This is a genomic window from Peribacillus sp. NPDC096379 (genome assembly GCF_044762875.1).
Taxonomy (GTDB): domain Bacteria; phylum Bacillota; class Bacilli; order Bacillales; family DSM-1321; genus Peribacillus.
Genome location: NZ_JBIWFD010000001.1, coordinates 143,649 through 156,853 on the forward strand (window position 1 = coordinate 143,649; position 13,205 = coordinate 156,853).

Annotated in this window: 11 protein-coding genes; 8 read left to right on the plus strand and 3 right to left on the minus strand. The window is 35.9% G+C overall.

All coding sequences use genetic code 11. The annotated features are described in order from the left end of the window. Positions 1 to 189 precede the first annotated feature (189 nt). Both ACIQZI_RS00750 and ACIQZI_RS00755 read left to right on the plus strand, forming a co-directional pair. The gene (locus tag ACIQZI_RS00750) at positions 190 to 1,860 is read left to right on the plus strand and encodes a ribonuclease J (RefSeq protein WP_403068144.1); all 1,671 of its coding nucleotides are present in this window, start codon (positions 190 to 192) and stop codon (positions 1,858 to 1,860) included. A gap of 298 nt (positions 1,861 to 2,158) precedes the next feature. Beyond that, on the plus strand, positions 2,159 to 2,827 hold the full coding sequence (locus ACIQZI_RS00755; RefSeq protein WP_403068147.1) for a C40 family peptidase: 669 nt from the start codon (positions 2,159 to 2,161) through the stop codon (positions 2,825 to 2,827). A gap of 425 nt (positions 2,828 to 3,252) precedes the next feature. Here the strand turns inward: ACIQZI_RS00755 and ACIQZI_RS00760 are convergent, their stop codons facing one another. Then, a complete protein-coding gene (locus ACIQZI_RS00760; RefSeq protein WP_403068150.1) occupies positions 3,253 to 3,579 on the minus strand; it encodes a thioredoxin family protein in 327 nt (108 codons plus the stop codon). Positions 3,580 to 4,003: 424 nt separating this feature from the next. On the opposite strand from ACIQZI_RS00760, the gene ACIQZI_RS00765 reads away from it, so the two are divergent. The 6 genes from ACIQZI_RS00765 (at position 4,004) to ACIQZI_RS00790 (ending at position 10,863) form a co-directional block, all read left to right on the plus strand. Beyond that, on the plus strand, positions 4,004 to 7,231 hold the full coding sequence (locus ACIQZI_RS00765; RefSeq protein WP_403068153.1) for a DEAD/DEAH box helicase: 3,228 nt from the start codon (positions 4,004 to 4,006) through the stop codon (positions 7,229 to 7,231). A gap of 273 nt (positions 7,232 to 7,504) precedes the next feature. Then, on the plus strand, positions 7,505 to 7,717 hold the full coding sequence (locus tag ACIQZI_RS00770) for a hypothetical protein (RefSeq protein WP_403068156.1): 213 nt from the start codon (positions 7,505 to 7,507) through the stop codon (positions 7,715 to 7,717). A 245-nt stretch (positions 7,718 to 7,962) separates the two neighbouring features. Beyond that, positions 7,963 to 8,424 (plus strand): GNAT family N-acetyltransferase, encoded by a 462-nt coding sequence (locus ACIQZI_RS00775; RefSeq protein WP_403068159.1) that lies wholly within the window; start codon positions 7,963 to 7,965, stop codon positions 8,422 to 8,424. Positions 8,425 to 8,879: 455 nt separating this feature from the next. Continuing rightward, positions 8,880 to 9,434: a nucleotidyltransferase family protein gene (locus tag ACIQZI_RS00780; protein WP_403068163.1), complete on the plus strand. Its 555-nt coding sequence runs from the start codon at positions 8,880 to 8,882 to the stop codon at positions 9,432 to 9,434. A 711-nt stretch (positions 9,435 to 10,145) separates the two neighbouring features. Beyond that, positions 10,146 to 10,274 (plus strand): hypothetical protein, encoded by a 129-nt coding sequence (locus ACIQZI_RS00785; RefSeq protein WP_403068166.1) that lies wholly within the window; start codon positions 10,146 to 10,148, stop codon positions 10,272 to 10,274. A 175-nt stretch (positions 10,275 to 10,449) separates the two neighbouring features. Beyond that, on the plus strand, positions 10,450 to 10,863 hold the full coding sequence (locus ACIQZI_RS00790) for a YbaN family protein (protein ID WP_403068169.1): 414 nt from the start codon (positions 10,450 to 10,452) through the stop codon (positions 10,861 to 10,863). A 535-nt stretch (positions 10,864 to 11,398) separates the two neighbouring features. Here the strand turns inward: ACIQZI_RS00790 and ACIQZI_RS00795 are convergent. Beyond that, a complete protein-coding gene (locus tag ACIQZI_RS00795) occupies positions 11,399 to 12,901 on the minus strand; it encodes a sodium:solute symporter family protein (protein WP_403068172.1) in 1,503 nt (500 codons plus the stop codon). Next, positions 12,898 to 13,176, minus strand: a complete 279-nt coding sequence (locus ACIQZI_RS00800) for a hypothetical protein (protein WP_062175919.1) — start codon at positions 13,174 to 13,176, stop codon at positions 12,898 to 12,900. Before ACIQZI_RS00800 ends, ACIQZI_RS00795 begins: the two co-directional genes overlap by 4 nt. Positions 13,177 to 13,205 lie beyond the last annotated feature (29 nt).

The window sequence follows — 13,205 nt, forward strand, 5'->3', positions numbered from 1 at the left end:
AAAATGCTGATTCTGGCACGTAAATCGGAATTCAGGTGGATAATTTTAATCAGCCGGTACCGAAAGCAACTGTTTTAGTGGACAAGTCTAAAGTTTCCTTTATTCTAGGAAGCTCGAGCCTTCAACCCACTGATAAAGGAAAACCAAAGGGGCATACTACGTTTATATTTAATATGGGAGGATATAAATGTGAGTACAAAAGAGAATGCATTATCTATCTTCGCCTTAGGCGGCTTGAATGAAATCGGGAAAAATATGTATGCAATCGAATATTCAAACGATATCGTGATTATCGACTGTGGTAATAAGTTTCCTGATGAAAGTTTATTGGGAATAGATTTGATTATCCCTGATATATCTTACTTAGTAGATAATAAAGATAAAGTCAGAGCTTTAATTGTCACACATGGACATGAAGATCATATCGGCGGGATCCCCTTCTTTTTAAAAAAGTTGAATGTACCCGTTTATGCCACACGCTTCACACTAGGATTAATTGAAATCAAATTAAAAGAACATAAACTTCTAAGAGAAAGCGAACTTGTTGAAATCAACTCAAACTCAAACTTGAAAATCGGTGAAATGAGTGTAAGCTTTTTCAAAGTGACCCATAGTATTCCTGATTGCTTGGGAATGGTCTTTCACACACCAGAGGGTAATATAGTACATACGGGGGACTTCAAGTTCGATTTAACCCCTGCGACTAATGAGCATCCGGATATTCATAAGATGGCTGAAATCGGCAAAAAAGGAGTCTTGCTTCTATTGTCTGAGAGTACAAATGCAGAACGGCCTGGTTTGACCCCATCGGAGCAAATGGTAGGTGATCATGTGGAAGCTATTTTCATGAAAGCTGACCGCAAAGTTATTATTTCTACCTTTGCTTCAAATATTAGCCGCGTTCAGCAAGTCGTGAATGCAGCCCAAAAAACAAATCGAAAACTTGCACTGCTTGGACGAAGTATGGTTAATGTCGTAGAGGTTGCTATGAAACGTGGTTATTTAACAGTTCCTGATGGAATGTTAATTGACCCGCGGGAAATCAATGAAATGGCTCCTGAAAAAGTGGTTATTTTATGCACAGGGAGTCAAGGAGAACCATTGGCTGCTCTTGCCCGCCTTTCCACTGGAAACTTTCGCGGTGTCGACATTTTACCTGAAGATACGGTTATCTTTGCAGCAGGTCCAATCCCTGGAAATGAACGAAATGTCACGAGTATCGTCGACAACCTGTTTGCACTTGGAGCTAAAGTGATTTATGGATCAGGAAGTACATCCGGAATGCACGTTTCTGGCCATGGGTATCAAGAAGATTTAAAACTAATGCTCACATTAATGAAACCAAAATATTTTATTCCTATTCATGGTGAATTTAGAATGTTACATCATCATCGTTTGTTAGCTGAATCCGTTGGAGTAGAGCAAGGAAACACGTTTATTATCAATAACGGCGATGTCGTTGATATTGAACATTCCATCGCCCGTCATACCCGGAAAATCCCGGTTGGGAATACCTTCGTAGACGGAGGGGACGTCGGTAATGTTGGGGAATTTGTGTTACGTGACCGCAAACAGCTTTCAGAGGATGGAATGCTCATGATTGTTTTAACTATGAGCAAAGCAGAAGGAAAACTGATTTCTGAACCCGATACCATTTCTCGTGGATTTATGGATAAGGATTTCTCGGAACTCCGAAAAGATGTTAATCGACTTACTACAGAAATTGTTAACGAGTTGCTAGAAGCAAATCGAATTTCAAAGAATGTATTGAAAAAACAAATAAAAAAGTCAATCCGACAATATGTATATACACAGACTAAGAAAAATCCAATGATTGTTCCTATACTTATTGAAATTTAATTGGGGGAAGTTTAAAAAAAGAATGAATTGATCTTCAACAATCGGGCGCATTTCTCAAATGAGGAATGCGTCTAGTTTCATTAAAGAAATTATAAGATAGATAACAATAAAATATGTCGAAAGTTTGGAGTGACGCATAGAAATTGTAGTAATTTCGAATACTCTTTAGTCTTATATAGAGGGAGTTACGCGTATTTTGTCATTTTTGCAATGAAAATGTAATCTTAGTTAAATATGTCTGTCACTTTAGGATGATAAAATCAAAGAAAAAGAGATTTTATCGGAGGAAAAATAGTAAATGAAAAAAATTATTGCATCATTTGTTGTGACCGGCATATTGCTTTCAAATCCAATAGCTAGTCATGCTGCATTGGGTGATCAAACATTAAAACGCGGAATGACACATACAGAAGTTAAACAATTACAAGAGGTTTTAAAGAATAAAGGATACTTCACGAATCAGAAAACGACAACATATTTTGGAACAGCTACTGAAAGTGCAGTCAAAAAGTTTCAACAAAGCAAGGGAATGAAAGCGGATGGCATTGTCGGTGCAAATACATATAAAGTATTGGGAGTAGCAAAACAGCCTGTAAAAGCAGCTCAAGTGAAATCCGGCGAATTGGTTAAAGTAGCGAAAAAACAGTTGAATGTCCGGTATGTATGGGGAGGAACTACGCCTAAAGGTTTTGATTGCAGCGGATTCCTAACTTATGTCTTTGAAGAAAGTGCGGATGTTAAGTTACCAAGAACTGTCTCAGGTATTTATAATAAGGGAGTAAAAGTATCCAAACCACAAGTTGGTGATTTAGTCTTTTTTGAAACCTATAAGTCTGGTGCTTCACATGCGGGGATCTATGTCGGGAATAACCAATTCATTCATAGCTCCTCATCAAATGGAGTGAGTATTAGCTCTATGAATAATAGTTATTGGTCTAAAAGATATATAGGAGCCAAAAGAATATAATGAAGTAGATATTGATGCTAGTCTTTTTATAATAAAGACTAGCTTTGTTTAATTTATTGTTTGTTTTTAATTTGTCCTCGTATTCAGAAAGATTGCCTATTATAGGCGGGAGAATACTTCGAGCGTTTAGGACACAGGGTTCGTTTCATTAAGTCAATCTTCTTCAATTGGACACATGATGAGGGCTTTATTCCTTTGCAGGGCTCAATTCCCCTATTCTTAATGGGAAAAGCACGGTTAACCCTGCCGATTATTCTACAGTAGGTTTTCTAAAACATTAGTATTCAAGTACCTTTAATATCTATGTATAAACTAAGGTAAACGTACTAACATAACTTTTAAACCAAGAAAAAGAGTTTATAGTTTCAAATGCCAATGGCAAAAGGAAAGCCAGGGCAAGGTTCACTAGAAAGGTAATTGTGAAATTACCGTTTCAATTCCTTTTCATATAACTGAAGTATACGCTCTATTTCATCGAATCGAACAAATCGAGAAACTCTGTATATTTCCTTACCTTCCACAAACAGAAGTAGAGTAGCAGCAGAGAAAATCATATATTCGGATGTAATTTCTGGCACATCTTCATTAAATACATATACCCCTTTGACACGGGAGTGTGATTTCAATAGTTCAATCACCTTACATTGAACAGACTCACATACACCGCAATTGTCTGTCTTAGATAACAGAATCACCAATGGTTTTTCTTGAATAGCTTCCTTAATTTGATTTAAATTCATCATTTTTTCCATACAATCACCTAACGCCCCTAAACAATTTGAATAGCACTGATTATATCTACTAACTACAAGAAATACAAAACTTAGCCATCCACATGTTTGCCTCTAATGGATTTTCACAAAGCAAAGTTCTCAATTTTTCTTTGAAAGAGTAGCAGGCTTTAGATGTTACCGCTTCCTTATTTTTTACGATATGAATGGGTGAGTACTGTTAATCACTCCTTAGATATAAAGTTAGATGTGGATTTTGGTGGTATCTTAATAAACTGTAGTTAAAAAATTTTACCTTATGATACAATCGTGATAATTAGATTTTTTTCATAATCATGAACGCATGCAAAATTTCAAACATGTACAATAATTACTTATACAAAAATACCAAATTCACATAGTTAAGATAACAGAAGCGGCATATCCTTAGGAAGGGGCACAGCATTTGAATATAAAAGTAAGTCAAAAAATGATTAAAGAAATGTGTGGTATGGTCTCCTTCAAAAGAGGAGACTCTTTTTATCGAGCTAAAAAAGTAATATTTGAACAATATAGTCCCGAAGTTTGTGAAGCAACGGTTACAGGCATGGAAGATTTTCATGTCACCATTGAAAAAGGTAAGCATGGTGAGCTGCACACGAAATGCAGCTGTCCAACGCTAGCTTCCTTTCAAAAGGATTGTCAACATATTGCAGCTGTTTTACTGTCGATTAATGAACATCAGCGTCAAGGGACAATGCCCATTGTCCCGAGCGAGCGTCCATCTGACACGTCAACAAATCAAGCGCTGGCAGAAGATTTAATGACGCTTTTCAATGATCGATCTAAACCATTAAGTGGCCATCAGCTTCACTTTGAAAAAAGAAAAATGCTCGATGTCGAAATTACCTGTCAACCCGTCGTGATAGGAAAGGGTGGATACATGTTTGGAATAGAAGCCAAGATTGGTCCGACCCATGTACAAAATATTCGGGACTTTTTGAAGCAAGTGGAAGCGTGTAATCCATGCTGGCTTTCCGATGCATTCACATATGATCCAAACCTACATTGCTTTCAAAAAGAGACAGATGCTGTAATTTGGCAGCTCATTCAAGTAATCGATGATGAAAAGGTGTACTTGGATGCAGCGCCTGAGAAAGTAGATTCTGTAAGCAATCATCATCTATTACTGATTCCTCCATCTTCTTGGGACAGGATTTTGCCAATTCTAGAAAGAGCACCATTGGTGAAACTAGCGTATGACGGGAATACGTTTGACGATCTTCGCTTAGTGAGTGAACCTGAACCTCGTTCTTTACAGTTTGACTTTGCAGAAACGGAGGGCAAAGGCTATCAACTGAAAATCAAAGGCTTGGATCAGATGATTGTGTTGAATTCGTATCGGTCTGTATTATCTGATGGAAAGGTCATCCAATTGGAAAGTGAAGATTGCAAACGTCTTTCGGATCTAAAACAAATGCTAGAAGAGCAAGGGACGAATCGAATTCCGATCCTTAGAGAGCAATTAGACTTTTTTCTGGACAAAGTGGTTCCAGGTTTAAAAAAACTAGGTGATGTTCAAATAGCTGGAGCGATTTCTGAACGGTTTGTGAAGAAACCACTGATTGCCAAGTTATACTTGGATCGTCTGAAAAATCGCCTGCTTGCTGGGCTAGAGTTTCACTATGAACATATTGTATTTAATCCATTGGACAGTCGGGAACTCCAGGCAGTTTCCATGCTTATAAGGGATGTTGCGAAGGAGGAAGCGATACTAAAGCTGATGGAGGATAGTTCGTTTGCTAAGACCGACGGTGGATATTTTTTACAAAATGAAGAGTTAGAGTATGAGTTTTTGTACCATGTCGTACCCAAACTTCAAAAATTGGTTCAAATTTATGCAACTACGGCAGTGAGAAATCGGATTTCTAAAGAGAATGTTCGTCCTCAAATTAGGGTAAAGGTCAAAAAAGAACGGACCAATTGGCTGGAATTCAAATTTGAAATGGATGGTATTCCCGAGAAACAGATACGTGAGATTCTAGTGGCCTTAGAGGAAAAACGGAAGTATTATCGTTTGCGAAACGGCTCGCTACTCTCATTGGAAACAAGGGAATTTGCAGAAATTAACCGCTTTTTGCATGCACTTCCGATTCAGAATGAAGATCTGGAAAGTGGCTTGAATGTACCAATCGTTCGGGGACTTAGGCTTCTTGATTCAGTTGATGATAGCCATGCGTTCACATATGAGGAGTCATTCCGACAGTTCTTGGCAAATATCCGTGATCCTGGCAGTCTGGAGTTTGAGGTGCCAAAGCGTTTAGAGTCCATCCTGCGAGACTATCAAAAAAGCGGCTATAAATGGATGAAAACTCTTGCCAGCTATGGATTCGGCGGGATTCTCGCAGATGATATGGGATTAGGTAAAACGCTGCAAAGCATCACATTTATTTTATCGGAGCTATCTAACATTCGTAAAAAGAAGAGCCCAGCGCTTATTGTTTGCCCATCATCTTTGACGTATAACTGGCTAAGTGAAATCATGAAATTTGCTCCGGATGTCCAAGCTCTTGTCGTTGATGGGAATAAAAAAGAACGTTTCAATATACAACAAGATATAACGGCTATGGATGTGATCATCACCTCGTATCCATTGTTGCGTAAGGACATTATGTGGTACGAGAAACAATCTTTTCACACCGTGTTTTTTGATGAGGCTCAAGTTTTTAAAAATCCTGTAACACAAACTGCGCGGGCGGTGAAGAAGATACAAGCAGATTATCGCTTCGCCCTCACTGGCACACCTGTTGAAAATTCACTAGAGGAGCTGTGGTCTATTTTTCACGTTGTTTTTCCTGAACTATTCTTAGGGTTAAAGGAATACAGTAACCTCTCAAGAAAAACGATTGCCCGACGGATTCGACCATTTATGCTTCGTAGGTTGAAAGAGAATGTACTTCCAGAGCTTCCTGAAAAGGTCGAGTCGATGGAATCCGTGGAATTACTTCCAGATCAGAAGCAATTGTATGCAGCCTATTTGGCGAAGCTCAGACATGATACATTGAAGCATCTGGACAAGGACACACTTCGGAAAAATCGAATGAAAATCCTGGCTGGTCTGACTCGGTTACGCCAGATTTGTTGTCACCCAGCTTTGTTTGTGGACGGATATAAAGGGAAATCCGCGAAATTTGAACAGTTGATGCAGCTTATTGAGGAATCAAAGCTTTCTGGCAGAAGGGTGCTGATTTTCTCGCAGTTTACGAAAATGCTTGAGCTTATAGGTAGAAAATTAACGATTCAAGACCTACCGTTTTTCTATCTTGATGGGCAAACTCCTTCAGAAGAGAGAGTGGGAATCTGCAATCGATTTAATGCAGGCGAACGAAACTTTTTCCTTATTTCCTTAAAGGCAGGCGGTACAGGACTCAATCTAACAGGGGCAGATACCGTTATCCTATATGACATTTGGTGGAATCCAGCAGTCGAAGAACAAGCGGCAGATCGCGCCCATCGTATTGGTCAAACAAATAGTGTACAGGTTATCAAACTTGTTGCTCGCGGCACAATCGAAGAAAAAATGAATGAACTGCAAGAGAAAAAGAGACATCTGATTTCAGAGATCATCGATTCTGAGGAGAAAATATCGTCTACACTTACTGAAGAGGACATTCGGGAGATATTGGCGATATAGAGGAGATCGGCTCTATAAGAGCTCCTACCGACAAAACGCGGATATTAGATCGTAATTACATTATTTAGAAGATAAAACCCTGATTTTTCTACGCTAAGGAGAAAAATCAGGGTTTTATCCCGGTTTAACAGGCTGTAAAACCCCCACCTCAATTTTTGTGAGAGAATCAAGAAATAAATAGGTGGGGGATGAAAAAAACCACTGATGGAAGGTTCGCTTTATGACTTTCTACAATAAATGATAATTCTTATAATATGAAAGGAGCGCTCATAATTGAATAAAAATAAACGAAATATGCTTATCGCAATATCTGTAAGCATCGTTATTCTAATAATAGGTGGTGTACGGATTAATCAAATTGAAAGGAATTACCAAGCGAACAAACCTATATTAGAGGCGTGCATAGATAATGGAGGTACTGTGGTGATACGGCAGAAACATTTCTGGTCACTCACCTCAGCTACTTGTGATGGTTATGAACAATAAGGTTGTCTGAAAAATAATATAATCGTTTAAAAAAACAAAAAAACTCTTTAAAAATGAAGACCCGATACTCACTATTGAGATTGTGAATAAATGTACTTAAAGTAATGTTGCAGAATAGTTGAAGAAGAATATCCATAAATAAGTAAAAATTATTGAATATCATATAATAATTACAATTAACTTATGTTGTGAATTCAGTTAGCATAGAAATTAATAAAAGGTTTACTAATAAGAGAGGGATTTGATTGAAGACAGAAATAAGGTTTAGAATGGCTACTAAAAAAGATTTAGATAGTATTGTTGAAATGCTTGCTGATGATGTTTTGGGAAGTAAACGTGAGCGTTATGAGCATCCACTTCCTAATAGTTACATAAAAGCATTTGAGGCTATTACATCTGACCCTAATAACGAGTTAGTAGTGGCTTGTGACGGCAATGAAGTGATTGGGGTACAACAAATTACTTTTACACCTTATATAACACATCAAGGTGGATGGAGAGCTACTATCGAAGGAGTGAGAACATCAGCTTCTGTAAGAGGTAAGGGTGTAGGTACTGAACTTATAAAATGGGCAATTCAACGTGCAGAAGAACGTGGATGTCATTTAGTACAACTGACAACTGATAAAAAAAGACCAGATGCGTTAAGGTTATATGAACGGTTAGGTTTTAAAGCAACGCATGAAGGTTTAAAGTTGAAGCTTTAATAATTTTTTTAAAATTATCGGTGGCGTATCTACAATAAGCAGATACGCTTTTTTACTTAATGCTAAGTATTCTTTAATTGAGGAAATTGCTTCTTACCATCCCAAATCAGTGAAAGAAGAATTTGCATAAAACACCCCTTTTTTATGAAGCTACCAGGCTTCTTCAGAAACCGAAAATGCTGACTCATCAACAATGTATAAAACCATGTATAAACGATAAATACGAACACAAACAAACCTCTTGAGCACCAAGGGGGTTTATATTTCGGAAGTTCCGAAAATTGACTTTATGTAAACTAGTTTTGTATAGAGTATTCATCTAATAATTTGAGATCTTTTTCAAGTAACGGGCAGGATAGTTGAATATGATGTTTCTAATTTATAAAGCTAAATTCACAAAAAGTTTTACGGTATAATGTTCAAAAAAAAGTAAGTATGAATAAAGGAGAACTAATGTGACCAATTACGAAAATCGGTTGATAGAAATTATAAAAAATGACGACTACATAATATCTTTATTAAAAGCCGTTGAAAAGTTAAATTTAAATGATGCTTGGATTTCTGCGGGACTCATTAGAAATAAAGTATGGGACGTTTTACACAACATTAATACACCAATAAATGACATTGATGTTATTTATTTCGATAGCACGGATACATCGTGGGAAACAGAAAAAGATTTAGAAAAAAAATTAGAAATTATAGTGCCTAACCAGCCTTGGTCAGTAAAAAATCAAGCAAGAATGCATTTGAAAAATGGATTTGAGCCTTATAATTCTTCCTTTGATGGCGTTGCTCATTTTACAGAAATACCTACTGCAATAGCTGTGAAAATGTGTAATAGTGAACTTAAAATAATGGCTCCATATGGACTAGAGGATTTGTTTGAAAAGATTGTTAAACCTACTCCATACTATCAAAATGAAAGCGAGTTACGTTCAATATATACTGAACGTATGCAGGAGAAAAAATGGGATACAATTTGGATAGATTTATCTATAGAAGCTTAATGTTATTCTTCAGAATGGAAACTAGGTAGATTTGTGAATTATTACACTTAAACTATCGGGTGCTTTAATTCAATAAGCAGCTAAAAGGATCCTCCAGTCGAAGATCCTTTTTTAATACCCATAAGGGTGATTATGTAAACTTTTCTTGAAATAAAATAAGAAGAGTTTTTTAATCTAGCTTATTAAGCTAATGGGTGACATCAGTTCAAGAAGAAGACCCTTTTGGTGGTCTTTTCAATGTGCGAAAATATGCAAAATCATACATTCAGAAAAATCCCTTCTTCAACTAAAGTAAGCAGGTTAGCTTAAGTAGAATCGGTAATTTTTAGGGATTAAATATAAGAGGAATAAATGGTAAAATTATTATAAAGTTAAGAAAATATTTAAGGAGAATAATTTGATACCTATCATGAGCCAATTTATAAACAGAATATTTAAAGACAGAATTAAAAAAATAGTAATTATCCAATTTATTTTGCTGATTCCATTATTGGTGGTTTATTCCTTTATTACTAATAGCATTAATTATCTCTATAATGGACTATTTCAAATTATTTTTGCTTTAATTATTATTTTAAATAGTGTTGAACAATTCATTTTGAAAAAGAAAGGTTTGAGCATCTCTTTTTTCATTTTAGGTATCCTTTTCGTTTATATATCAATTCAAAGTTACAATTTATACCTTTTGAGAAATTAGGTATTGACGAGGATATGGATGATACAGAACTAAATAAAGTAATAGACGAAATTTTTCAAGCTTGGGTTTGGGATAAACTTAATATTTCTTATAGTATAGTTATAGGTGAGGAAAATGCCCATAGTACAGATGATACTCAGTAACAAAAGAGCAATTACATATTTAACTAACAGGGGCAATTGTGAAACAATGGTAGTCGCTTCTTGTACTATTGGTGCAGGTTAGTTCAATAAGAAAATGGTAAGATACTAATCAGTGATGTTGAATCAATTGGACTATCTCTTTACGTTATAAGGGAGTAGAATATAAATAAAAAAGGTGATTACAATTAAAAAAGTAAAAAGTATCCTGTTTTTGTTTCTTGGATTTATATCCCTTGTGATTGGGGTTGCAGGGACTGTGTTACCTGTTCTACCGGGTGGTCCGTTTTATTTATTCGCTGCTTTTTGCTTTGCAAAAAGTTCTAAGTCGATTGAAAACTGGTTCAAAAGCACCTCATTATATGAGAAATACGTTGAAGCATTCCTACAAAAAAAAGGGATGACTCGAAAAGAGAAAATCAGAATCAATTTAATTGCCGATTTCTTCATCGTAATTTCTGTATTTTATGTGGACATCCTGTTAGTGAAAATCCTGTTGGTAGTGAGCGCCCTTTATAAACATTATTATTTCATTAAAAAAATTAAAACAATTAAAACAATTGACCGAAACAGGACGAAACAAAGAGCATGAAACTAGTTTTCTTACAGGGGCAGTAAAAAGAATTATGGCCTAGGGTTACCTTTCAATCCTGATTATTTGGACAAGGATTTCTCAGAAGTGAATGTAGACGGATAAATACCCCCGTGTTTGAAGAAATAAGGTAAGTAGATGAGAAGACTAGCAAATATGAAAGTCCATGATATGTTACAGGCATATGAACGGCTAACAGGCTCACAGGAAGCACCTAAGTTCATTCTATACTGATAAAATGAGAGTGCATCTGTAAACCTCGCTTGTTGTTGGGCGGTACTTTCAACTATAGAGGATACAGATGTTTTTTGTATTTTTTTATTGGTCAAGAACAGATTTACTTTGGTGTTGAGTCATTAATTTAACCATATAAACCTTGTTAAAAGAGCAAATAGAAAAAACGTGTTTTGAAAGAAGATTGATCAAAACACACTTTTAATATATTTCAATTGGTTCATTCTTTATAAAAAGTTGATCGAAACTTAAATAATTATTCTCATTTTAATCTCTTTATTTTGAAATATGTTTGTTATTTCTATAAAACAACGGAATTTGGCTTTGATGAAGGATCGCTTACATTTTTTGTGTAGGTGACCTCTGTGTCTTCCCATAATTTTTCCACAAAAACACTTGGGCTTTTCATATATCCGGCAACTATCATTATGATAAAGCTTAGAATTAAGCCATAAACACCCGGCTGCCAACCCCAACTATCAATAAAGATTGGATTAAAGAATCGAAGGAACATAGATAATGCCGTACCTGCAATCAAGCCTATTATTGCTCCTTCTTTATTAGCGCGTTTCCAGAACAATCCCAAAATAACAACTGGAAAAAGCAAGGTTATTCCATCATAAGTGAATAACGCAAGAAAAACCATTAACCCTAAATCAGCGGTACCGAAAAGTAAAGAAATAAGTGAAATAACAACAACAGATATCCTTGCTATATTTACTGCTCTTTTATCTGAAATGTTACTATTTATTACTTGTGCCATATCTCTCGACACAGTTGTGCTAATTGCCTGTAGTATACCACTAACGGTTCCAACACTACTTGCCATAATTATTACACCTAGCGATCCGAGTGCTATAGGACCGGATTCACTAGCTATCCATAAAAAAGCACCTTGCACATCAGAAAGAGCTTGATCGTAAGAATGAATAAATATAGCAGTAATGACAAAAATAGAAAAGAATATTGCATATATAATTGGTGCGAGCAAAGCAGAAACCTTTATTGTCCGTATGCTATCACTTGCAAATAACTTATTGTATGCCCATGGCCATAAAAACCCACCTAAACCGCTTAAAATCACAATTGATGTCCAATATGGAGTTGGTGGGTCCCAACTAGGACCAGGATAAGTAAGCATCTCAGGATACTCATTAGCTACCATTTCAAATCCTGACGCAAAACCACCAAAATATTTATATACGAAGTAAATCATCAAGGCAGTACCACCAAATATTAATAATAAACCCTGAAAAACATTCGCTGTTATTACGGACCTCATACCACCCAGTGAAACAAATACAGTAACTACTACTATTCCTATGACCATACCCCAAAACTGACTAATCAGGCCATCGGTAGCATATGCAAAAACATACCCCTGAGTTACTATTTCAACTATCAGCCAAGGAATCGTAAATACAATACCCCAAATTCCAGTCAGCATTTGTATAGACTTACTTTGATACCTAAATCCTAATAATTCAGATTGAGTTTTAATTCCATACTTCGCCCCCCATATATATGTTTTGGGTGCAACGTAATACATGACAATCATTGTTATTATTGCATATGCTGCACAATATAAAGCGGTATATCCATAAGTGATAGCCATTCCCGCCCAAGCCGTATACATAGCTCCAACAACCCATGTTGCTAAAACTGAAAAGGTTAAAGCAAAAAAACCAAAAGACCGGTTTGCTGTTGCATAATCTTCAAAAGAACGAACACCTAAATTTTTCCGAATGATGAATAGCATAACTGCAAAGAAAAGAAAAATCATTAATAAAGGAATTATATTCAACGTTTCTCACCACCACTAACGTTACTATGATCTATCGGCGTAACTTCAATATCTAGTTCACCTAATTTACTCTCAATAAAAAATTGTATACCTAGCCCTGTACATAAAAGAGCAATACATAAAAAAAGATAAAATAGTGCAAACGGTAATCCGAGGGTCCACGGCTCGATTTTATTGGCCAAATCAAATAGTCCTGGGAATGTCATACAAATAGTTATTAAAGAGTAGTAAATTAAAAATATGATATTTTTTCTTTTACTAATGATATCGAGCATTTAAATAATCCTCCGAGGAAATAATATTC